Annotated in this window: 15 protein-coding genes; 13 read left to right on the top strand and 2 right to left on the bottom strand. The window is 62.0% G+C overall.

Annotated elements, in window-relative coordinates; all coding sequences use genetic code 11:
* Positions 1 to 268 precede the first annotated feature (268 nt).
* The 10 genes from OUZ30_RS18755 (at position 269) to OUZ30_RS18800 (ending at position 13,991) form a co-directional block, all read left to right on the top strand.
* On the top strand, positions 269 to 1,150 hold the full coding sequence (locus OUZ30_RS18755; protein WP_266183976.1) for a hypothetical protein: 882 nt from the start codon (positions 269 to 271) through the stop codon (positions 1,148 to 1,150).
* Positions 1,151 to 1,304: 154 nt separating this feature from the next.
* Positions 1,305 to 1,763: a host attachment protein gene (locus tag OUZ30_RS18760; protein WP_266183977.1), complete on the top strand. Its 459-nt coding sequence runs from the start codon at positions 1,305 to 1,307 to the stop codon at positions 1,761 to 1,763.
* 236 nt (positions 1,764 to 1,999) lie between these two features.
* Positions 2,000 to 4,345: a TonB-dependent receptor gene (locus OUZ30_RS18765; protein WP_266183978.1), complete on the top strand. Its 2,346-nt coding sequence runs from the start codon at positions 2,000 to 2,002 to the stop codon at positions 4,343 to 4,345.
* Positions 4,346 to 4,380: 35 nt separating this feature from the next.
* On the top strand, positions 4,381 to 6,408 hold the full coding sequence (locus tag OUZ30_RS18770; RefSeq protein WP_266183979.1) for a serine hydrolase domain-containing protein: 2,028 nt from the start codon (positions 4,381 to 4,383) through the stop codon (positions 6,406 to 6,408).
* Between the two features lie 58 nt (positions 6,409 to 6,466).
* Positions 6,467 to 7,492: a dipeptide epimerase gene (locus OUZ30_RS18775; RefSeq protein ID WP_266183980.1), complete on the top strand. Its 1,026-nt coding sequence runs from the start codon at positions 6,467 to 6,469 to the stop codon at positions 7,490 to 7,492.
* 34 nt (positions 7,493 to 7,526) lie between these two features.
* The gene (locus OUZ30_RS18780; RefSeq protein WP_266183981.1) at positions 7,527 to 8,852 is read left to right on the top strand and encodes a peptide MFS transporter; all 1,326 of its coding nucleotides are present in this window, start codon (positions 7,527 to 7,529) and stop codon (positions 8,850 to 8,852) included.
* A gap of 10 nt (positions 8,853 to 8,862) precedes the next feature.
* Positions 8,863 to 9,783 carry a MurR/RpiR family transcriptional regulator gene (locus OUZ30_RS18785; protein ID WP_266183982.1) on the top strand — a complete coding sequence of 307 codons (921 nt, stop codon included), beginning with the start codon at positions 8,863 to 8,865 and terminating at the stop codon, positions 9,781 to 9,783.
* Between the two features lie 64 nt (positions 9,784 to 9,847).
* Positions 9,848 to 11,476, top strand: coding sequence for a serine hydrolase (locus OUZ30_RS18790; RefSeq protein ID WP_266183983.1), 1,629 nt, complete (start codon positions 9,848 to 9,850; stop codon positions 11,474 to 11,476).
* Between the two features lie 74 nt (positions 11,477 to 11,550).
* Positions 11,551 to 12,606: an N-acetyltransferase DgcN family protein gene (locus OUZ30_RS18795; RefSeq protein WP_266183984.1), complete on the top strand. Its 1,056-nt coding sequence runs from the start codon at positions 11,551 to 11,553 to the stop codon at positions 12,604 to 12,606.
* 83 nt (positions 12,607 to 12,689) lie between these two features.
* Positions 12,690 to 13,991 carry a dipeptidase gene (locus OUZ30_RS18800; RefSeq protein WP_266183985.1) on the top strand — a complete coding sequence of 434 codons (1,302 nt, stop codon included), beginning with the start codon at positions 12,690 to 12,692 and terminating at the stop codon, positions 13,989 to 13,991.
* Positions 13,992 to 14,126: 135 nt separating this feature from the next.
* On the opposite strand, the gene OUZ30_RS18805 is transcribed toward OUZ30_RS18800, so the two are convergent.
* Positions 14,127 to 14,477 (bottom strand): hypothetical protein, encoded by a 351-nt coding sequence (locus OUZ30_RS18805; RefSeq protein WP_266183986.1) that lies wholly within the window; start codon positions 14,475 to 14,477, stop codon positions 14,127 to 14,129.
* Positions 14,478 to 15,289: 812 nt separating this feature from the next.
* On the opposite strand from OUZ30_RS18805, the gene OUZ30_RS18810 reads away from it, so the two are divergent.
* Complete coding sequence (locus tag OUZ30_RS18810; RefSeq protein WP_266183987.1) at positions 15,290 to 18,592, top strand: protease pro-enzyme activation domain-containing protein; 3,303 nt, start codon at positions 15,290 to 15,292, stop codon at positions 18,590 to 18,592.
* Between the two features lie 463 nt (positions 18,593 to 19,055).
* On the opposite strand, the gene OUZ30_RS18815 is transcribed toward OUZ30_RS18810, so the two are convergent.
* A complete protein-coding gene (locus OUZ30_RS18815; protein ID WP_266183988.1) occupies positions 19,056 to 19,880 on the bottom strand; it encodes an SDR family NAD(P)-dependent oxidoreductase in 825 nt (274 codons plus the stop codon).
* 596 nt (positions 19,881 to 20,476) lie between these two features.
* On the opposite strand from OUZ30_RS18815, the gene OUZ30_RS18820 reads away from it, so the two are divergent.
* Both OUZ30_RS18820 and OUZ30_RS18825 read left to right on the top strand, forming a co-directional pair.
* Entirely contained in the window at positions 20,477 to 21,184 is a 708-nt protein-coding gene (locus OUZ30_RS18820) for a DUF4386 domain-containing protein (RefSeq protein ID WP_266183989.1), read from the top strand.
* Positions 21,181 to 21,609, top strand: a complete 429-nt coding sequence (locus tag OUZ30_RS18825; RefSeq protein ID WP_266183990.1) for a DUF1801 domain-containing protein — start codon at positions 21,181 to 21,183, stop codon at positions 21,607 to 21,609. Before OUZ30_RS18820 ends, OUZ30_RS18825 begins: the two co-directional genes overlap by 4 nt.
* Positions 21,610 to 21,788 lie beyond the last annotated feature (179 nt).

Here is a 21,788-nt window from a genome sequence, read left to right on the forward strand (position 1 = left end):
CCGACCGGCGGCAGCCGGACTGTCGCAGAGGCTGCGCTACGCCGGGCCTGCCCAGGGTCACCCAGGCGGTCGCTGCGTCAGCCGCTGTCCCAGACCAAATCGCTCAGCGAACCGGGCGAATGGGTGCGCACAGCGCGCCAAATCGAGCCGCCCTGCGAGCTATTTCTGAAGCTTTGGTGGGAAAGGCGCGCCGATCGTGACAGCATTGGCGGGCTGGCGTGGGGTGCACGGTGTACCCCGCGAGGCTTTACCAAGGAAATGTTGGCGGATGATGGGTGAATTACGAGATCTGGTAAGTGAACTGGAGCAAGACCGTTCACTGTACGAGCCGGATCAACTGCGGCGACGCCTGGAAGCGCTCGATCGCATTGAAACCTGCCTTTTTCATATGCCGCCCCCGCAGAGCGAAGCCGAGATTGCCCGGGCGTCTGCACTGCAACGCCGCGTTGAAGCCATTTCGGCCAATCTGGAAGTGGCCAACCACACGCTCTATCAGGAGATTCGCGCCGAGATCCGTCGAGGTGAAGGGGCGAAGCACTTGCTCGACTGGGCCAGGATTTACGACCCCGCCGTGCATGCGGACTATCAGTTGAACGGTGTGGGTTACGACTATCTCGACGCACTGGTGACGGGCGTCCTTAAATTTGACGAGCCCGCTGGCGGGATTGCCGAGCTTGCGCCGGAAATGGTGTTCTATCAGCCCACGCCGGCGCGTTTCATCTTCGACCTGATTCGTTGCAGTGCGCTCAATGAGCAGGATGTGCTGATCGATCTTGGCTCGGGACTGGGGCATGTTCCCCTGGTGGCCAGCATCTGCACGGGCGCACGCTGTATCGGCATCGAAATCGAAGGTGTCTATGCCGATTGCGCTCGCCGCAGTGCGCAGGCGCTCGAATTGAAGCGAGTGACGTTTATTCAGCAAGACGTGCGTTTAGCCGATCTGTCTGAAGGCACGGTGTTCTATCTCTACACGCCGTTCAAAGGTGGCGTACTGCGTACCGTGCTCGACATGTTGAAACATGAAGCGAGCAAGCGCGAGATTCGCGTTTGTACGCTAGGCCCCTGCACGGACGCGGTTTTGCAGGAGTCCTGGCTCAAGGTCGAGGGCGAACAGATCGTGGATCAGCTCACGCTGTTTCGCAGCGTCTAGTCACTGAATGAGGCGTCAGGCGGACTGCTCACGCCCGCTTGACGCGTTTTCAGCGAACCTGAGTACTGCAGCAAAGCCGACGAGGCTTCGCTCCTGCTCTGCATAGTGGCTGATCTGGCAGGGCATTCCTGGTGAAACTCTCTGGGAGCGCGTGATGAAAAAAACCGTGTGGATCGTCGTCGCCAATCGTGCCGTGGCGCGATTGTTTCGGACGAGTCAGCCGACCGGCCCGCTGGAAGAAATGGACTCGTTCATCCACCCCGAGGGGCGGATGCTGGATCAGGAACTGGTGACGGATCGCGCGGGGCGTGGTTTCGAGCGATTCGGCCCCGGAGGTCATGCTGAAGATCCGGATACCACGGCAACCGCCCATGAGATGACGAGCTTCGCCACGGAGCTGTCCCGGTGTCTGCGCAAGGCGCGTACCGATGGCCACTTCGACGCCTTGGCGCTGATTGCCGCACCGGCTTTCCTTGGCGCCATGCGCGTGCAGCTGGATGGGGCCACCCGCGAGAGGGTGATGTTCGAAGTGAACAAGAATCTCGTCCATCTGGACGCAGCGGCACTGCGCGCGCAATTACCCGAGCGGCTGTTTTCGACCATTGACGCGTAATCGTTGCCGCCCGCGCTTCATTGAGGCAACCCCATAGCGCGCTCCAGCGAGCGGGCTTACTGCTGAATGCGCGGGTGGCCTGGCGCGGAATCGAAGCGTCGGCGCGGGGATTTTCCACAGATATCCGGGAATACGCCGCACTCCGTCTGATATAGAAATATCATTGACACGCCTCTGATAATGCGATATCAGTCGTGGCGTGGACTGTCCACGTGATTCTCCGGGGGGAGAACCTCATGCAATTTCGGCAACTGCGGCCAAGGCGCCGCTGTATCAGTGTGGCCGTCACCATCGCCTTGTTTGGATCTTTCGCTGCGACGGCACAGCCATTGGCGTCCGCCAGCGGCGATCTCGCGGCTCCGGCGGTCGTGAACGGTGATTCGGCACAGGGCCAGGTGGCTGCGACGGATGCTGGGGCACCAGGGGGACAGAATCCGCAGTCCACATCCGGCAACACGAAGCCCATCAATCTGGGCACCGTGATGGTGACCGCCAACAAGCGCGAGGAGCGCCTGCAGGTCGTGCCGATGGCGGTCACTGCTCTTTCCGGTGACGACCTCCGGCGCCAGGGCGCCAACAGCTTCGCCGACTACGCCAGCCAGATACCCGGGCTCAACCTGATCTCCACCTCGGTGGGGCAGACGCAGCTGGTATTGCGCGGCATCACGTCGGGCAGCTCGCAGGCCAACTCGAGCGTCAGCACGTATATCGACGATGCACCTTACGGTTCCAGCACCGTGTATGCCGCGGGCAGCCTGCTGACACCGGATATCGATCCGGCCGATATCGAGCGCATCGAGGTGCTGCGCGGCCCGCAGGGCACGCTGTACGGCTCGAACTCGCTGGGTGGCCTGGTGAAATTCGTTACTGCGCCACCGGACTCCACGCGCATGTTCGGTCGCGCTTCGGTCGACTACACCAGCGTGGATGGCGGCGGTAGCGGCTTCGCCGAGCGCGCCATGTTCAACCTGCCGCTGGTGGAGGGCAAGCTGGCGCTACGCGTCAACGCTTACGACCGCGACGATCCCGGTTACATCGACAACGTGTTTACCGGCCAAAAAGAAGTCAACGAGGCCAACGTCAGCGGCGGCCGGGCGCAATTGATGTGGACGCCCACGGACAAGGTGTCGGTGCGCCTGTCGGCACTGGCCCAGAACCTCCGTGGTGACGGCCTCGCCAACACCGGCGTGGAAGTGGATCCGGCCACGCTGCTGCCCATCTACGGCTACCAGAAGCAGAGCCGTGCCGCCGGGACCGGCCTGTTGGCGATCCAGTATCGTCTCTACGACCTTTCCGTCGACGCCGATTTCGGTTGGGCCAAGCTGGTCTCGTCGAGCAGCTACGGCTCGCAGAAAGTCGACCAGACCGGCGACGTCACCACCGCCTATGGTCCGCTGCTCAACCCCGTGTTCGGCCTGGACAATGGCGGGTATTCGATCACGCAGCCGATTACGCTCGGGAAATTCACCCAGGAGCTGCGGCTGGAGTCACCGGCCGAGCAAATGCTGGCGTGGCGCGCGGGCGTGTTCTACACCCGCGAAAGCACCACGAACCATCAGACCGTCAACGTCTTCGATGCATCAACCGGGGTACCGATCGATCTGCCCAACCTGGGTGACATCCACATCGGCCCAGGCATCTTCAAGGAATGGGCCGGCTACGCCGACGTGACCTGGCATGCCACCTCACAGCTGAGCGTGCTGGTGGGCGCCCGCCAGACCCACGACAGCACCTCGTACACGCAGGTAAGCAGCGGCCTGCTGACGGGGCCTGCGGATTTCACCACGCGCAGCTCGGATACGCCGACCACCTACCTGTTCAATCCCAGCTACAGGTTCACCGACAACCTGATGGCCTATCTGCGTGTGGCCTCGGGCTTCCGTCCCGGCGGCGCCAACGTGGGCGTGCCGCCAGGCCTGGGTGCGCCGCTGACCTTCGCGCCGGACAAGCTGACCAGCTACGAGCTGGGTTTCAAATCCACCTTGCTCGATCAGCGCATGACCTTCGAGGCCGACGCGTTCTACATCGACTGGAGCCAGATCCAGCTCACCACCGTCAACGCGAATTTCGCTTACCTCAGCAACGGCGGCAAGGCCAAGAGCCAAGGTCTGGAAGCCAGCTGGAAGTACGCGCCCGTGCGAGGCTTGGTGCTGTCGACCAACGCCACCTGGACCGATGCGGCACTGACCGCGGATACCCCGCCGGGCCTGTATGGCTACAACGGCGATCGCCTGCCGTGGGTGCCGAAATGGAATGCCAGCGTGGGTGCGGAATACGACTTCCCGCTGGGGGGAGGGTGGTCCGGTTTCGTGGGCGGCAGTTACAACTACGTCGGCAGGCGCGAGTCCGATTTCCTCTCCGTGCCCGGACCGCGCATCTCGGTGCCCGGCTATCACGGCATCGATCTGCACGCGGGCACCTATATCGGCAACTGGACGATCAAGGGCTACGTCAAGAATCTGACCAACCAGCGTGGCATCACGTCACTGGCCTCTGAAACGACCGATCCGCAGGGCAGCCCGTTTGCTGCGTCCTACGTGCCACCGCGCACGGTGGGCGTCACCCTCGGCCTCGATTTCTGAGCATCGCACGCTGGCATTATTGGAGCATTCGCGTAATGAAGCATTACAGAAAATTTTTAGCGTCATTGCTGGTGACGTTCGCCACCGGCGTGACGTTGGCGCAGGTACCCGCGCCGGTGAACCCGGCCCCCGCAACCTCGGCAGCCCTGCCGGCGCCGAGCAGCGCAACGACCGTCGTGGCCGATGCCAAGACGAACCCGGGCGACCAGGCGCATGCGCTCACCAACGAAGACCTGTCGAGCTTCTTCGACGGTCTGGTGCCGTTTGCGCTGGAGCGTGGCGACGTGGCCGGCGGCGTGATCTCGGTGGTCAAGGACGGCAAGGTCATTTTCGCGCGCGGCTACGGCTATGCGAATCTCAAGACGCGCCAGGCACCGTCGCCGGATAACACGCTGTTCCGTCCCGGCTCCACCTCCAAGTTGTTCACCTGGACCGCGGTGATGCAACTGGTCGAGCAGGGCAAGCTGGATCTCGACACCGACATCAACCAGTACCTGGATTTCAAGATCCCGCCGCGTGACGGCAAGCCGATCACCCTGCGCAACATCATGACCCACACGCCGGGTTTCGAGGACACCGCGCGCGATCTGCTGCCGGCGTCCACGGACAGCGTGAACCTGGAAAAATACCTGAAGTCGCACATCCCGGTGCGCATCTTTGCGCCGGGCACGATCGTGGCGTACTCCAATTATGGCTGCGGCCTGGCCGGCTATATCGTGCAGCGCATATCGGGCGAGCGCTTCGAGGACTACGTGCAGAAGCACATCTTCGATCCCTTGCAGATGACGCGTTCCAGCTTTGAGCAGCCACTGCCTGCGCACCTGGCGCCGTTGTTGTCGAATGGCTACAAGAGCGCTTCCGACGGCAAGCCGCATCCGTTCGAGCCGGTCGATCCGGCGCCGGCCGGTGCGCTGAGCAGCTCCGCGACAGACATGGCGAACTTCATGATCGCCCACCTGCAGCAGGGCCGCTTCGGAGATACGCGCATCCTGCAGCAGGCAACCGCCGAGCTGATGCACAGCCCGCAGCACACTGCAGCGGAAGGACTCGGTGGTTTCGCCCTTGGTTTCTATCACGAGGACAGCCACGGCCAGCGCATCATCGGCCATGCGGGCGATACGGAGGTGTTCCACAGTGACCTGCATTTGATGCTGGATGCGAACGTCGGCGTCTTCATGTCGTTCAACAGCGCCGGCAACGAGGGCGGCGCGCATGTGATCCGCAAGGCGGTGTTCCAGACCTTCCTGGATCGCTACTTCCCTTACAGCGCGCCGAAGGAAGAGACCCTGGCCACGGCCAAGGCCGATGCTGCGCGCGTGGCCGGTTATTACGAATCGAGCCGCCGCAACGACAGTGCGCTGAAGCCGCTGTACCTGTTCGGTCAGTCCAGCGTGGCCGCGCAGCCGGACGGCACCATCGTGGTATCGGCATGGAACAACTACGCGGGCAAGCCGCTGTACTGGCGCGAGGTGGGCCCGTCGACGTGGCGTCAGGTCAACGGCGACGCACACCTGAAGTTCGTCAATGATGCCGACGGCAACATTGCGTACTGGGCGACCGACGTCGAGGTGCCGGTATTCGTGTTCCAGCGCGTCTCGGGCGCGCGCTCGATGGGCTCGGTGGGTCTGTGGGCCGGGCTGTCCTGCTTCCTGTTGGTGGTCGCACTGCTGAGCTGGGGCGTGGGCGCCTGGGTACGTCGCCACTATGGCCGTCCGCTCGCGCTGGATGCCGCGCAGCGCCGTTCGCGCCTGCTGTCGCGCCTTGGCGTGCTCGCCCTGTTCGTAGTCCTGGCGGGCTGGATGGGCCTGCTGGTGGTCTCGTCGATCAGTGACGACATGTTGTTGCAGGGCACGATGACGCCGTGGCTTTACGTGCTTTACGTGCTCGGCGTGCTGGGTCTGCTCGGTGCGCTGGCCGTGGTGGCACATAGCGTACGTAGCTGGATGGCGCCGCGTCGCGGTCGCTGGGTACTGGCCGGCGAAACCCTGCTGGCGCTGGCGGCGATCTACCTGGTTTGGCTGATCCTTACGTTCGGCCTGGTCAGTTTCAGCGCCCATTACTGAGTTCATTGCGCGGCGGCGTAGCACCGCCGTCGCGCGCTCCATCCGAGGAAGTAGAGACATGAATATCCATGTTGACGGGCGCCTGCGCCTGCAGGCAACGCGCAAGAGCTGGGCGATCCATACGCCGTTCCACATCACCGGCTACACCTTCACCGCCTTCGATGCGCTGATCGTCGAGCTGACCGACGCCCAGGGTTTGACCGGGCGTGGCGAAGCGCAAGGCGTCTATTACCACCACGACACCCCGGACTCGATGCTGGCGCAGATCGAGGCGCTGCGCGCGCATATCGAGGCAGGCATCACGCGCGAAGCCCTGCAACAGCTGCTACCGGCCGGCGGCGCACGCAACGTGCTCGACTGCGCCTTGTGGGACCTGGAAGCCAAGCGCGCCGGCAAGCCCGTCTGGCAGTTGGCCGGCCTGTCGGCACCGAAGCCGTTGCTGACCACCTATACGGTGGGCGCGGACGAGCCGGAAGTGATGGCCGAAAAGGCGGGCACCTACTCAGTGGCCCGCGCGATCAAGCTCAAGCTCACTGACGACGGGCGCAATGCCGAGCGGGTGCTGGCCGTGCGCCAGGCGCGCCCGGACGTATGGCTGATGGTCGACGCCAACCAGGGTTTCACCCGTGAGTCGTTCGCGAAGCTGTTGCCCACCCTGGTCGAAGCCCGCGTGGACGTGGTGGAACAACCGTTCCCGGTCGGCAGCGAAGCCTGGCTGGACGGCCTGCAGCGGCCGATCCGCATCGCGGCGGACGAAAGCGTGCAGGACCGCAGTGACCTGGCCAAGATGGTTGGCCGCGTCGACGTCATCAATATCAAGCTGGACAAGTGCGGTGGACTCACTGAAGCGCTGGCCATCGCCGAAGAGGCGCGCAAGCTGGGCTTCGACCTGATGGTCGGCAACATGGGCGGCTCCTCGCTGGCGATGGCACCTTCGTTCGTGGTGGGCCAGTTGTGCGACGTGGTAGACCTCGACGGTCCGATCAGCCTGGTGGCCGATTACCAGCCGTCGGTGGTGTACGAACATGGCACTATCTGGTGTCCCGACATGCTCTGGGGTGGCCCAGCGTCGGCCGCGAGCTAGTGACCATGCGCCATCAGCGAGGATGCCCGTCCGCATGACTTCCATCGAAACGACCCAGGCAACGGAGAAAAGCTGGTTCGGCCATCCACGTGGCCTGACCATCCTGTTCCTCACCGAAATGTGGGAGATGTTCTCCTTCTTCGGCATGCGCGCCATCCTGGTCTATTACATGACCAAGCACCTGGACATGGACCAGGAGTACGCGTCGGTGGTGTACGGCGTGTACGCGGCCTTCGTCTACTTCACTCCTGTGTTTGGCGGCATGCTTGCCGATCGCTGGCTGGGCAAGGGGCGCGCCGTGGTCATCGGCGGTTCGATGATGGCGCTCGGGCATTTCATGATGTCGTCCGAAGCGCTGTTCTATCCGGCGCTGTGCATGATCGCGCTGGGCAACGGCCTGTTCCTGCCCAGCCTCGCCAGCCAGATCGAAGGGCTGTATCGCGCCGGGGACGAGCGCAGCAAGAGCGCGTACAACATCTACTACGTCGGCATTAACCTCGGCGGCTTCCTGGCGCCGCTGGTATGCGGCACCCTCGGCGAGGCGTTTGGCTGGCACTGGGGATTCGCGGCGGCGGGTATCGGCATGCTGCTGTCGCTGGTGATCTATCTGGGCGGACGTCGTTACCTGCCCCCGGAACCGGCGCTTGGTGCGGCGACGCGTGAGGTCCGCCCGCCGATGGATCGTGCGGCACGCGAACGCTTCGGCCTGCTGATTGGCATTGCCGCGATCGTGGTGATTTTCCGCGGTGCCTATGAGCAGAACGGCAATACGATTGCGTTGTGGGCCGACACCGGCATCGACCGGGTGCTGGCACCCGGCTGGACGATACCGATGACCTGGTTCCAGTCGGTCAACTCGCTGGCGGTGTTCGCCTTGACGCCGGTGCTGGTGGCGCGCTGGGCGCGACTGGCAAAGCGCGGCATCGTGACGCCGTTGCTGGGCAGGATGGCCTTCGGTGCGGCGATCGTGGGGGCGTCCTATGTCGCGCTGGGTCTGGTCGCGGCCTGGAGCGAGGCACATGGCACACGGGCCAGCTGGATCTGGTTGTTCGTGTGGTTCGTGGTGTTCACGATCGGCGAGTTGTACATCCTGCCGACCGGGCTGGCCTTGTTCGGGCGCATGGCGCCGGAAGGCTTTCGCGCCACCAGCATCGCCACGTGGTTCTTCGCCGGGTTCTTCGGCAACCTGCTGGCCGGCTGGCTGGGCACCTTGTGGAGCCGCATGGGCCACGGCGCGTTCTTTGTTTTGATCGGTGCAGTCGCGGGACTATCCGCCGTGCTTTTGTATATGCTCAATCGCCGCCACAGCGGCGTGGGGCAACATGGACAAGCCGGCAGCACCGCGGTGCTGGCCCGATGAGCGAGTGCCGATGATCAAGGATCTGCAGAAAAAGCTTAAAGACGGCTGGAATACGTTCACCACGTCCGAGCAGAAGATCGCCACCTACCTGCTGCACAATCTCAATGGCATCCCGTTCGAGACGGCCGCGTCGCTGGGACAGCGCGTGGGCGTAAGCCCCATGACGGTCGGTCGCTTTCTGCACAACCTGGGTTATGCGGGCCTCAACGATCTCAAGGAAGAACTGCGTGGCGACGCGCCCTGGTTGCAGCTGTACAAGAACCCCGATCAGGCGGGCGATTCCGCCACGATGTCCGAGAGCCTCAAGGCCGAGATCCGCGGCATCACGATTGCGCACGGGCTGACCCGCACGGCGGAATGGAAGGCCATCGTCAAGCTGCTGGTGGACGCCGACCGGCTCTCGGTCGCCAGTTTCCACCAGGGCCGTTTCCTTGGACTGGGTTTCGCCAGCCTGATGCAGCACGTCAAACCGCGCACGATCTTCCACGAAGGGCTGGACGGCGCTTACACCGACCTGCTGCTGGATTCGACCAAAAAGAGTTGCGTGCTGCTGATCGACTTCCGGCGCTATTCGCGGCATTTCCGCATTCTGGCCGAGGAATCGGCCGCACGCGGCATCCCGCTGGTCATCATCACCGACAGCCAGTGCTATTGGGCACGCCAGCTCACCAGCCATGTCTTGATGCTGCCGGCCGACCTGACGCGGCCGTGGCATAACTTCACCGCGGCGACGAGCTTGTTGAGCCTGCTGATCGGCGCGGTCACCCGCGAACAGGGCGACATGTTCGATCGCATCGGTGACATCACGCAGCTGCGGCAAAAGCTTGTGGGTTACGTCGAAGCGCCAGCGCTGGAGAAGCGCGAACCCGGCAAGACTGGCAAGCCACGCAAGACGGTTGCCAGCAAGCCTCGCAATAAGCCCAAAGCCTAATACCTGCGCCACCGCGGCGCTTCGCGGTTTGCTCGGCAGCGTCCACAGAAGGGGAGTGTTCTTGATGATTCACCGTTGCCGTGAAAATGCCGCCTCGCCGATCCAGCCAAAGCGCTGGCGTGTGAGTGTCTTCGTGGCGCTGATGGTAGCGTCCTGCGCGACGGTATCCGCGTCCGAGTCGTCCGTGTCGACGCCGGAACTCGACGCGTTCGCGCACAAGGCCATGCAGACGTTCGACACGCCAGGCATGGCGGTGACGATCGTCGATGGCGACACGGTCACCACGCACGCGTATGGCGTGCGCAAGCTCGGTGATGCGGCGCCGGTGGATGCGCACACCATCTTCCCGATCGGCTCCAACACCAAGGCCTTCACCTCGGCCGCGCTGGCGATTCTGGTCGACCAGGGCAAGCTGCGTTGGGACGACCGCGTGGTCGACAAGCTGCCGGGCTTTCGCATGTACGACGCCTACGCGTCCAGCGAGATGACCGTCACCGATCTGCTCGTCCATCGCAGCGGCCTGGGGCTGGGCGAGGGCGATCTGATGATGTTTCCGACCTCGGACCGCTCGCGTGCGCAGCTGGTGCACGACATCCGCTATCTGAAGCCGGCGCGTTCGTTTCGCGGCGGCTATGACTACGACAACGTGCTGTACATCGTGGCCGGGGCACTGGTCGAGGCCGTTTCTGGCCAGCGCTGGGAGGATTTCGTGCAGCAGCAGATCCTCGATCCGCTGCAGATGCATGACACGCAGGTCAGCATCGACACGCGCACCGGCGACCAGGCGGCGCTGCATGCCAAGAACACCACGGCGGTTCGCGGCGTGGGTCAACAATCGGTGCTCAAAACGGTGATGTCCGGCCAGGTGTTCGCGCCAGCGGGAGCGCTGCAGGTGAGCGCGACGGACATGGGCCCCTGGTTGCGCCTGCAACTCGACAGCGGGCAGCTGGATAAGAGCCGGCGGATCTTCAGCGAAGCGGCGGCGAAGACGCTGTGGACGCCGCAGACACTCATTCCAATTCCCACGTTCCCGAAGCCGCTGGCGCTGGCGCAGCCGCAATTCGAGGCCTACGCCTTGGGCTTCGAGGTACAGGATTATCGCGGGCACAAGATCATCACCCATCTCGGCGGCGTGCTGGGTGGTGTCTCGGCGGTGGTGATCATTCCGGAAAAGCACGCGGCATTCGCCATCATGCTCAACTCCGAAGATGTCGGCACGCTGTTCGCCGTGCGCGAGCATCTGCTCGATACGTTGCTGGGCCTGCCTTCGCCGGACTGGATCGCCAGCTACAAACAGGTGTTCGACGGGATCAACGCCGAGGCCGTGGCCGCGCTCAAGTCACCTGCAAAAGCCGCGCATCCCGCACGCGGGCCATCGTTGCCGTTGTCCGACTATGTCGGGGTCTACCGTGATCCGTGGTACGGCACCGCGACGCTCGGCCGGGACGGCAAGGGCGCACTGACCATCAGTTTCGATCATTCGCCCGGCATGCACGGCACGCTGGAGCATGTGCAGTACGACACGTTCCGCACGCACTGGACCATACCGGACGTGGAGGACGCCTACGTCACCTTTGCGTTGAAGCCGGACGGCAGCATCGATGAGATGACCATGAAGGCGATCTCGCCGATCGCCGATTTCAGCTGGGACTACCAGGATCTGCGCTTCACGCCGGTCCACGCGTCGAAATAGACATGCCCACTCGGCCGCTATTCGCGTTGATGTCGACGCGAAATCGGTCCGGTCATCATCAGGAACCCGGTCGCTTGGATACGCCTAATTCTTCTACGGATGCGCAGGTAAGCAGGTTGCCGCAGCCCTACCTGCTCTTTCTTGGCGACACGAGCGAGCCCGGTTATGCCAAGACCGCGTTCGGGCTGCGCGATTGGGCAGGTGATCGCTGCGTTGGCGAATGGTCGTGCGGCGCGACGGTCAGCACGGGACTGCCGACGCTCACGCCGGCCGAGGCATGGGCGCGCGGTGCACGCGGGCTGGTCATCGGCGTGGCGAATGCCGGTGGCTTCATTCCCGACCGCTGGATGCCGGCGCTGATCGAGGCGCTCGAGGCCGGGCTCGACCTGGTCGGCGGCATGCACATGCGGCTGGCCGACATCCCGCTGCTCGCGGCGAGCGCGACGCGCCTCGGCCGCCGCCTGATCGACATCCGCACGCCGCCACGCGACATCCCCGTGGCATCCGGGCGCAAGCGCTCCGGCAAGCGGCTGCTCACGGTCGGCACCGACTGCGCCCTCGGCAAGAAATACACCGCGCTGGCGCTGGCGCGGGCCATGGTGGCGCGAGGTGTCGACGCGGATTTTCGCGCCAGCGGCCAGACGGGCATCCTGATCGCCGGTGGCGGCATCCCGATGGACGCGGTGGTTGCCGACTTCGAGGCCGGGGCCGCCGAGTTGCTCAGCCCCGCGGCGTCGCCGCAGCATTGGGACGTGATCGAAGGGCAGGGCTCGCTGTTCCATCCGGCCTATGCAGGCGTGTCGCTCGGCTTGCTGCATGGCAGCCAGCCCGATGTCTTCGTTGTATGCCACGAACCTGGGCGTAGGCACATGCTCGGTTATCCCGAGTTTCCACTGCCGCAGCTCGAGGAAGTGATCGACATCACGATCCGGCTTGGCCGGCGTACTAATCCCTTGATCCGCTGCGCCGGGGTAAGCCTCAATACCGGCATGCTGGATGCCGATGCGGCGCAGGCGCTTTTGTTGGCCGAGAGCCAGCGGCTCGGCCTGCCAGTGGCTGACCCCATGCGCGGCGGCGCGGCGTTCGAACAGCTGGTCGACGCGGCGCTGCGGCCATGCTCTGATGCCTGAGCATCATCAGCATCGAAAACCTATCTTCTTGCGAGACACCTGCGATGAAACTGACCCCGCGATCCCTCTCTGTCCAGACGGTCATGGCCGTTGCGCTCGTGCTGTGCGGGTCGTCTCGCGCCGCCACACCGAGCGATGCCGCGCTGGCCGCACGAGTGGATCGGGTACTGGCCGCCACGCCGTTGATCGACGGGCACAATGACCTGCCGTGGGCGATCCGGACCGGCTTCGGCAACGTTGCCGGCGTGGACCTGAGCACCAACACGGCGAACCTGCCGATGAAAGCCGAGGCCGGTGAAACGCCAACCCCGCTGATGACGGACATTCCGCGCCTGCGTACGGGCCACGTCGGCGGCCAGTTCTGGTCCGTGTGGATTCCGCCCACGGTCACGGGACCGGCGGCGGTGAAGATGACGCTCGAGCAGATCGACATCGTCCGTACGATGGTCGCGCGTTATCCGAAAGATTTGCAGATGGCCTATTCGGCAGACGATATCGTCAGCGCCCACAAGGCCGACCGCATTGCCTCACTGATCGGCATCGAGGGCGGCCACCAGATCGACAATTCGCTGCCGGTACTGCGCAGCATGTATGTGCTCGGTGCGCGCTACATGACGCTCACTCATACCTTGAACAACGACTGGGCCGACTCGGCCACGGATGCTCCGAAGCACCATGGCCTGACGCCGTTTGGCCGCGCCGTGGTGCATGAGATGAACCGCCTCGGCATGCTGGTCGACCTGAGCCACGTGTCGCCGGACACCATGCGCGATGCCTTGAATACCTCGGTAGCGCCGGTGATCTTCTCGCACTCCGGCGCCCGCGCCTTGAATGACCATCCGCGCGACGTGCCGGACGACGTGCTGACGATGGTGGCGCGCAATCGCGGCATCGTCATGGCGACTTTCGCGGGCACTTATGTCTCGGCCGAGCGCAGCCGGTGGGAAGCCGATCGCGCGGCCGAGCAGACGCGTTTCAATGCACCTCCCTATGCCGGTCTCTACATCGGTCAGCCCGAGCGGGCCCAGGCGGCCATGGCCGAATGGGATCGTCAACACCCGAGGCCCGTGGTCACGCTGGCGATGGTGGCCGATCACATCGAACACATACGCAAGGTGGCAGGGATCGACGCTGTCGGCATCGGTTCGGATTTCGACGGCATTCCCAACACGCCGCAAGGTCTGGAAGGTGTCGACCACTATCCGGCCCTGCTCCAGGAGCTGGCACGACGCGGCTGGACCGACGAGGAGCTCGGCAAGGTGGCCGGCGGCAACATGCTGCGCGTCATGCGCGAAGCCGCTGTCGTGGCCAAGCGCTTGCAGGCAACGGAAGCACCTTCCAGCGCCACGATCGCGCAAGCGGATGGGGCGGTCGTCAGTAAGTAGCGTTTCGGGCATGACCCCGAAGCCGGCACGTTCGTGAGGTTCACAAGGGACGGAAATACGGTTCCAGGCTCACCTCCAGACATAGTCAGTCTGATCAAGAGATAAGTGAACCTGGAACCCTTCGAGCCCCGATTGTTATTCGAAGCCAAGTTCGTCCATCGACGCCTTGCAGGCGAGTTCTGCCTGTTCGCTGAGGAAATAGAGCGCCGCGAACATGCCCTCGGTGACTTCGCTATCCAGGGGCCAGTTGCCGGGTTCCATCTCTCGGCATTTCGACTGGATCACGCGGAAGGTGTCGCTATTGACCAGGATGCGCGTCACCGCCTGGATGCCCATGCACAAGCCGGCGATACGCGCGGAGCGGAACTTGTCGCCATCCTTGGCGCGCGAAAACGTCCAGAACGGACGGCAGAGTGGATTGGTGGGGCGGGTGACGCCGTTGGGCGCGGAAGGGCTTGGTGCTGACGTATGATCGACCGTAGCCATGATCAACTCCATATAAGTTGGTTGTGGTCAGCGGGTCGTCTGGGTTCCAGCCCTTTCGGCCCGCGCTATTTCACTTGCGATGAAGCAAAGCGTCGGCGGACAGATTCGATACGTCGCTGCCGCCGACCCACGGACCATCGCACGCGGCGACCGTCGTGTCCGTCCGGAGAAGTCCCGCGCATGGCTTGAGAAGCGCTGCGTTTTGCGTGGTGCAGCAGCGGGCTTTCGTGTGGGGCTTAGCTGTTATTGGCGTCGACTATGTACCTAAGCTGGTGACGCTGAGCCGGTCGACGCCTCTACTACCGCCGTTCCTCGGCAAGCCCCCGCCAGGTCCAGGTGACGACCCTATCGCTGCGTTGGCGCTCGTCCTTGGCAAGGGCAAACAGGCAGGCACCATGAACGGTGAGGCAAATCCAAGAGGCATTGCAGCTGAAGTGCTCACGTAGGTTGGAGAGCGGATGAGCACATGGAGCTTGTCTGCCGATAGCGACTGCCCGTCCACACAGACCATCTCATTGGCCAACGAACGGACCCGTGCGGAAGTTGTTTCTGGAACCTTTTCGCAGGCAACTGTCCGCCTTCAAATGGTCCCTCACGCCAGTTTTCGTGTTCGGTGAGATTTGGCTAATCGACCGAAATTATGGTGCGTGACGGTTGGCGGACCGTTCTCTATTTTCCGGCGACCCACGCGTGTCACATGCACGTCACTGACATGGTGTGGGTAGGGGGGAAGTGTCAGACGAGTCAGGCTGGATCGCTGCAGGCGATCCGGCCTGGATTTTTCTTTGTTCAAAAAAATCTTTGGGGGGGGTATGACTACCCACTGTGGAAATAAATTGCTGGCCTATGCGGCACTCCTGTTGTTCGGAGGTGGGCTGCCGCTGGGGGCTCAGGCGGCCGCGCCGCAAGTAAACGCGTCAACGGGTGTGCAACCCGAAGCGTCACGCATCACCAATGCTATCGACAACAAACGCCTGACGACCATTGCAGGCACGCGCTCGCTGAAAGCCCAGGTGGCCACCGACCAGGGAGCGATGCCTGGCACCAAGTCGATTCGGAACATGACCTTGGTGCTCAAGCGGAGCCCGGAACGCCAGGCCAAGTACAACGCGTACATCAACGAGCTAAGCAATCCCAGTTCGCCGAAATATCACAAGTGGCTCACCGCCAAGCAAATCGGCACGATGTTCGGCCCGACGGACGCGGACATCAAGCAGGTGACGAACTGGCTCAGTTCGCAGGGCCTCAAGGTCGATGGCGTGTTGCCGACCGGTATGATGGTGCGCTTTTCCGGCACTGCGTCTACTGTCAACAGCGCCTTCCACACCCAAATGCACAGCTTCAGCTTGAAGGGTGAAACGCATTTTGCAAACGCCACGGATCAGCAGATCCCCGAAGCCTTATCACCGGTGGTGGCTGGCGTCAGTTCGCTGGATAACTTCTTCCCCCGGCCGCTTTACCACAATGTCGGCGTTGTGACGAAGGACAAGAAGACCGGCAAGTGGTCGCAGCTGGCGAATAGCCCCGATTACACCGTCCCACCCGGCACCGTCATCACGAAAACCGTCTATGACGTAGCACCGGCCGACTTCAATAAGATTTACAACGTTGAATCGCTGTGGGGGCGTGCCACGCCCATCCGCGGCGCCGGCCAGACCGTAGCGGTACTTGAGCGAACGGACGTCTTGCCGTCTGACGTCGTGACCTTCCGCAGCGCCTTCCTCCCTGCTGATGCCCAGGGTGTAGTCAGCTACGTGAACCCACAATCGCCGTACACGAACGTGGGTTTACCCACAGACACGACCTGCAACGATCCAGGCCTGAATGGCGACGAAGGCGAGGCAGCGCTCGACGTGGAGTGGATCGGTGCAGCAGCGCCTGATGCCAATATCGTGTTTGCGTCCTGTGACGACAGCAATAGTCCGTCGTTCGGTCCATTTACGGCGGCACTGAATCTTCTCAATAACCCGGGCGTTCCGCCGCCGACGGTGTTCAGTCTCAGCTACGGTGAATGCGAAGTGCTTAGCATCACCAACATCGTGAGCTACGTTGGTGAAGTGTGGCAGCAAGCGGCTGCCCAAGGCGTGACGGTATACGTTTCTTCGGGCGATGCGGGTTCGGCAGGTTGTGACCAGAACCAGAGCGCGGCGGTCTTCGGCATCAACGTCAACATGATGTCGGCCACGCCCTTTAACGTCTCGGTGGGTGGCACGGACTTCGACGATTTCAATAAATACAGCCAGTATTGGACGTCGACCAACATGGCCAATGGCCTGTCGGCACTGGGCTACATTCCGGAGCAGACCTGGAACGACTCCTGTGCCAGCAGCAAGCTGGACGCCGTACTCAAGCTCAGTGATCGTGTCACCGCATGCAACAGCAGCGCCGGCCAGCGCTTCATGAACACCGCTGGCGGTAGTGGTGGCCCCAGCGTGTTGTGGTCGAAGCCTGTATGGCAGACCGGCATCTACGGTTCCGCCAACAATGCCATGCGCATGCAGCCGGATATCGCGTTGTTTGCCGCCAATGGTCTGTACGGCCACGCGCTGGTCTTCTGCATGTCCGACCCGAATGTGGGCGGCACGGCTTGCGATTACAGTAACCCTGACAATGTGGCCTTCAACAGCGCAGGCGGTACGTCGTTTGCCGCGCCTGCCATGGCTGGCATCCAGGCCCTGATCAATCAGGCGGCCGGACAGGCCCACGGCATCATTACGCCGACGCTCTACGACATTGCTTCGAAGGAATATGGCACCACTACGGCGCCAAACTACGCCAAGATGAGTGCGTGCAACTCGTCCAATGGTACGTCGGTGGACAGTTCATGCGTCTTCTATGACGTGACCCAGGGCGATATCGATGAGCCGTGCTATGCGGGCTCTTCCTCCTGCTACAGCGGTAGTGGCAAGAACAGCTTTGGTGTGCTGAGCCACGGCGGCGATGTCAGTTTGGCACCGGCATGGCAAACCAATGCCGGGTATGACTATGCGACGGGCCTGGGTTCGATCAACGCAGCCAACCTCGTTGATGCTGTGGTTGCCTACGACACGCCGCGCAAGCGTGGATATGCATCGCCCGAGGACTTCCTGAGCCCAACTATCCCCGGTGTGGACGGCTACAGCGATATCGCGCTGGTTGACCCGGTGGCGGGTGTCTTTACCGACGTCGCCATGCAGGGTAGCTTCGCGGTGCAGGTGAAGACGCAGACGGTGGGCAAGGGCTACACCATTGGCGTGATCGGCGCGTTCTACCCGCACTTTGACGATCCTGCGGGCGCGCTCGCGTCGGCAGGACTGCCTGGCTATAACTACGCCAGCATTGCGTGGACCGGTCCGGATAATCAGCTGTATGTCTGGATTTCAAATGGTGTTGGCGGCAAGGGCAACTATCTGTCTCACGCCATTGGCAGTCCCTATGCATCCGGCTGGACGTTGGTTGGCGCAGGCGACTTCGATGGCGTCGGTCAGGACGAACTGCTGTGGCGCAATGACAGCACGGGCCAGCTCGAGTGGTGGCACCTGAATCTGGGGCTGTACTTTGTCCGCGGTGGTCGGCAATACCACTGGAGCGTGGATGCGCCTACGCCAATGACGGCGGCATCGGGATATACCCCGACTGTTGCGGACGTCGATGGTGATGGCTATGCCGACATCATCTGGACCAATCCGCACGACAACAGTGTCTATGTGTGGATCAACAACCACGCCGGTGATTTCGTTCGTCATCGCGTTACGGACCATCAGCCGGGATTCGTGCTTTACGGCGCGGGTGACCTCAATGGCGATGGCAAGACGGATCTGATCTGGACCAACCCGAGCACGAACCAGATGAGCTGGTGGATCATGAACGGGTTCAACATCGTCGATCAGGAAGTTCGCAACGTCCAGCCTGGTTACACGATGTCCAGCATCGCTGACTATGACGGTGATGGCCTGGCCGACATTTTGTGGGTAGGCACCGCGGGTGACGTTTACCAGTGGCGCAGCACGGGTAATGGCTTCCAGTCGTTCCAGGTGACCGACCCGACGGGTGCGCCGTTCATGATTCCGGCCGGCGCCAAAGTCCAGGCCAACCGTCTGCAGGGTGCTGCTACCGCGGGTTACACCATGCCGTAACTAGTCGCTCATGGGATCTGTGAGCGAGTCACGTTGTTTGTGAAGAAAGGCCGGGCAGGGATGCCCGGCCTTTTGTCTTGCTGGATTTCCGATTTCCGGAGGGTTCAAATGGCGACGTGTCGGAGCCCGGGTTTCCGTTGGGCAAAAGAAAAAGGACTGCATCGTTGCAGATTTTTTTTTTGTAACGATGGTAGGCGTCAATGTACCGATCCCTGGTTGACGCGACGTTACCCAGTGATCTTATCGAGGAGGTCCGCAGCTACCTGCAACAGCAGAAGGTGCTTGGAACGGATAGGTTCCGCGAGTGGGTAGAAGACAGGACTGGCCGTTTCGCTGTGGTGCGATCGGTCGGATGGCCAGTAGGACTTTCAAATTGTCCCTGACACCAATTTTCCCGTTGAGATTATGCGCATGAAAAACGAGCCGCCCCTCACGGCGGAGGGGCGGCGTGGCCGTAATAGACTCAACCCTCCAACGTTAGCCACTTCCAGTCATTGTCAGATCGCATGCGGGCCTCGTCGAATGAGTTGGCATAGTCAAAGTTTCCTCCGCCGAGCAACAGTCGAACCGGGGGCTCATCCAGCTCCGAGATCTTCATCACCACAGCAGCTACCCGCTCGGGATCGGCATAATATTCAAGATAGTCAGGTGACTTCATCATCTTGCCAGTCGCCCCGGCTGTTGCGTCGTAGGCGGGTTGGCTGGGAAAGATTGTTAGCGAAGAGTCTTCGGCGAATTCAGTCTTCATGCCGCCAGGCTCCATGGCGGTTACCTTGATACCGAGCGGTTTAACTTCCTGCGCGAGCGACTCCACGAAGCCGGACAATGCCCACTTGGAGGCGTAGTAAGCCGCTGCGCCAGGAGTGGCGATGCGTGCTCCAATGGAAGAGATCTGGATGATCTGTCCGGCGCCCTGCTCACGAAAGAGTGGTAGTGCCGCCTTGATGGTGTGCACGCTACCTATGAAGTTTGTGTTGAGCTGCGACTGAATCGCCTCCATGGGCATGTCTTCGACAGCCCCGACGTTGGCGAATCCGGCATTGTTGATCAGGACGTCAAGTCGTCCGAACCTTTCGACTCCAGCTTTTACTGCACGCTGCGCCGCTTCGAAGTCAGTGACGTCGAGAGCCACCGAAAAAATGCGATTACCGTATCGGGCGACAAGATCGTCTAGCTTGTTCGGTTTACGCGCGGTCGCGATGATTTGATGGCCGGCATCAAGGATGGCGATGGCAATACTACGACCGAGCCCGCGGGCGCTCCCGGTCAAAAGGAATGTCTTGCTCATAAAAGTCTCTGCATGAATTGACCGGACTATCTCTCGCAGCGGCCGCGGCCCGGTTTCGCGACGCGAGCGTGTTTTCCACGACAGGATGTGGCTCGGGAAGCCCTGCGACGGCCGAGCGAAGATGCACGCGAGCAAGCGACCTCTTCTATTGGCCCTTGTGGCAACGCATCTGCGGTCTACCCAAGATACTTTTCGCTAACGTTGTTCTTCCTTCCCGACGTGTCGCTCACCAGTCAAAGATGATCTTGCAAAGGGTGCTTCGACTCATCTCGTCGATAGGATTCGACATGACGCACTCACGGCAAGCGGTACGGCAATACGAAAACACACGAGTGTGTCCCGTTTGTGTTGGCATCGCTCATGAGTTGTAAGGTCGTGTAGTAGACCTTTGAGCCGATACATTCGGGTACAAAGTTCGGTGTCGAGCGATCGGATACACGCGGCTCACGTGATTCGACGCAATCAGAGCTCGCGACAGACGCGCTGGACTCCGCTCAGCGAGGCCGCTGGAATCGGTGGGGTGGTTTGGCCATAATCCTGGCCGCACTTCTGTAGGCCATATCGCGTACCCGCCCCTGACGTTGGAGGTTCGCATCATGACGCTGAAGAGGACGGCACGTATCGCCGGTCTATGGTATCTGGGCTTCACCCTGGGGCCGTTCTACCTACTCTATGTCCCGTCGCGGACGGTCGTGCGCAATGACGCTGCTACTACTGCGGCCCGTGTTCTCGGCCACGAGACACTGTTCCGCTGGGGCATGCTCGCCGAGACGCTGGGCGCGGTCATTTTCGTCGGACTGGGCTTGGCGCTCTATCGCCTTTTTGAAGGTGTGGACCGCCACCGCGCACGACAACTGGTTGCCCTGGTACTCGTGTCGTCTTCCCTCGGCCTGGTGACGGTGCTTTTCAATGCGGCCGCGCTCCTCGTTTTTCGCGGTGGTGATCCCTTCGCAGCCTTCGACGACCACACGCGCGCGACTATCGGGATGCTCCTGATCCGGATGCATGGGCAAGCGAATGGCATCAACCAAATGTTCTGGGGATTGTGGCTGTTGCCTTTTGGATCGCTGGTCGTGAGCTCAGGCTTCTTGCCGCGTTGGCTCGGCTACTGGCTCCTGCTTGACGGTGTCGCCTGGGTGGCCTTGAGTGTGGCCTACTTCCTCGCTCCGGATTACCAGGACAATCTCTTCCTCTACCTCCAGCCGGTGTTCCTGGCCGAGCTCGCCGCCATGCTCTGGCTCCTGATCATCGGTGCGAGGGAAGGGCAGAGCCCTGCCGCAACTCAGGTAAGGGGGCCTGTATGAGCATTGATGAACAAATCAAAGCATATTTCGCCGCTCTGCCTGGACCAAAGCGCAGCGATATGCAGGAGTTGCACCGCATTATTCTGAATGTCATGCCGAAGTGCAGACTGTGGTTCCTGGATGGCAAGGACGAATCAGGTAAAACCGTTTCCAACCCAAACGTCGGGTATGGAACCCAGACGATTAAGTACGCCAACGGCAATACCAGGGAGTTCTACCAGATCGGCATCAGCGCAAACACAACGGGAATTTCCGTCTACATTCTTGGCATCGAAGACAGGAAATACCTGGCGCAGGCGTATGGAAAGGACCTCGGTAAGGCAAAAATAACTGGGTATTGCATCAAGTTCAAAGCGCTCAGCGATGTAAGGATAGAGACGCTCAAAGCAGCCATACGATATGGCATTGATCAGACAGCCCACTAGCTTGGCTGCCAGAAGAGTCACTGCACATCTGCGAAAAAGGTGCCAGGAAAAAGGTGCCAGGGCCAATTTCTGACGTTAGGCCGGATCTTGGAAAAAGGCGCTAGGGACAATTTCTGGCACTCGTGGCTAGCAGACAGCGCGGGACGTTTCGCTGGTGGGCGACCGGTCGGACGCCCACC

This window comes from Dyella humicola (genome assembly GCF_026283945.1).
GTDB classification, from domain to species: Bacteria; Pseudomonadota; Gammaproteobacteria; order Xanthomonadales; family Rhodanobacteraceae; genus Dyella; species Dyella humicola.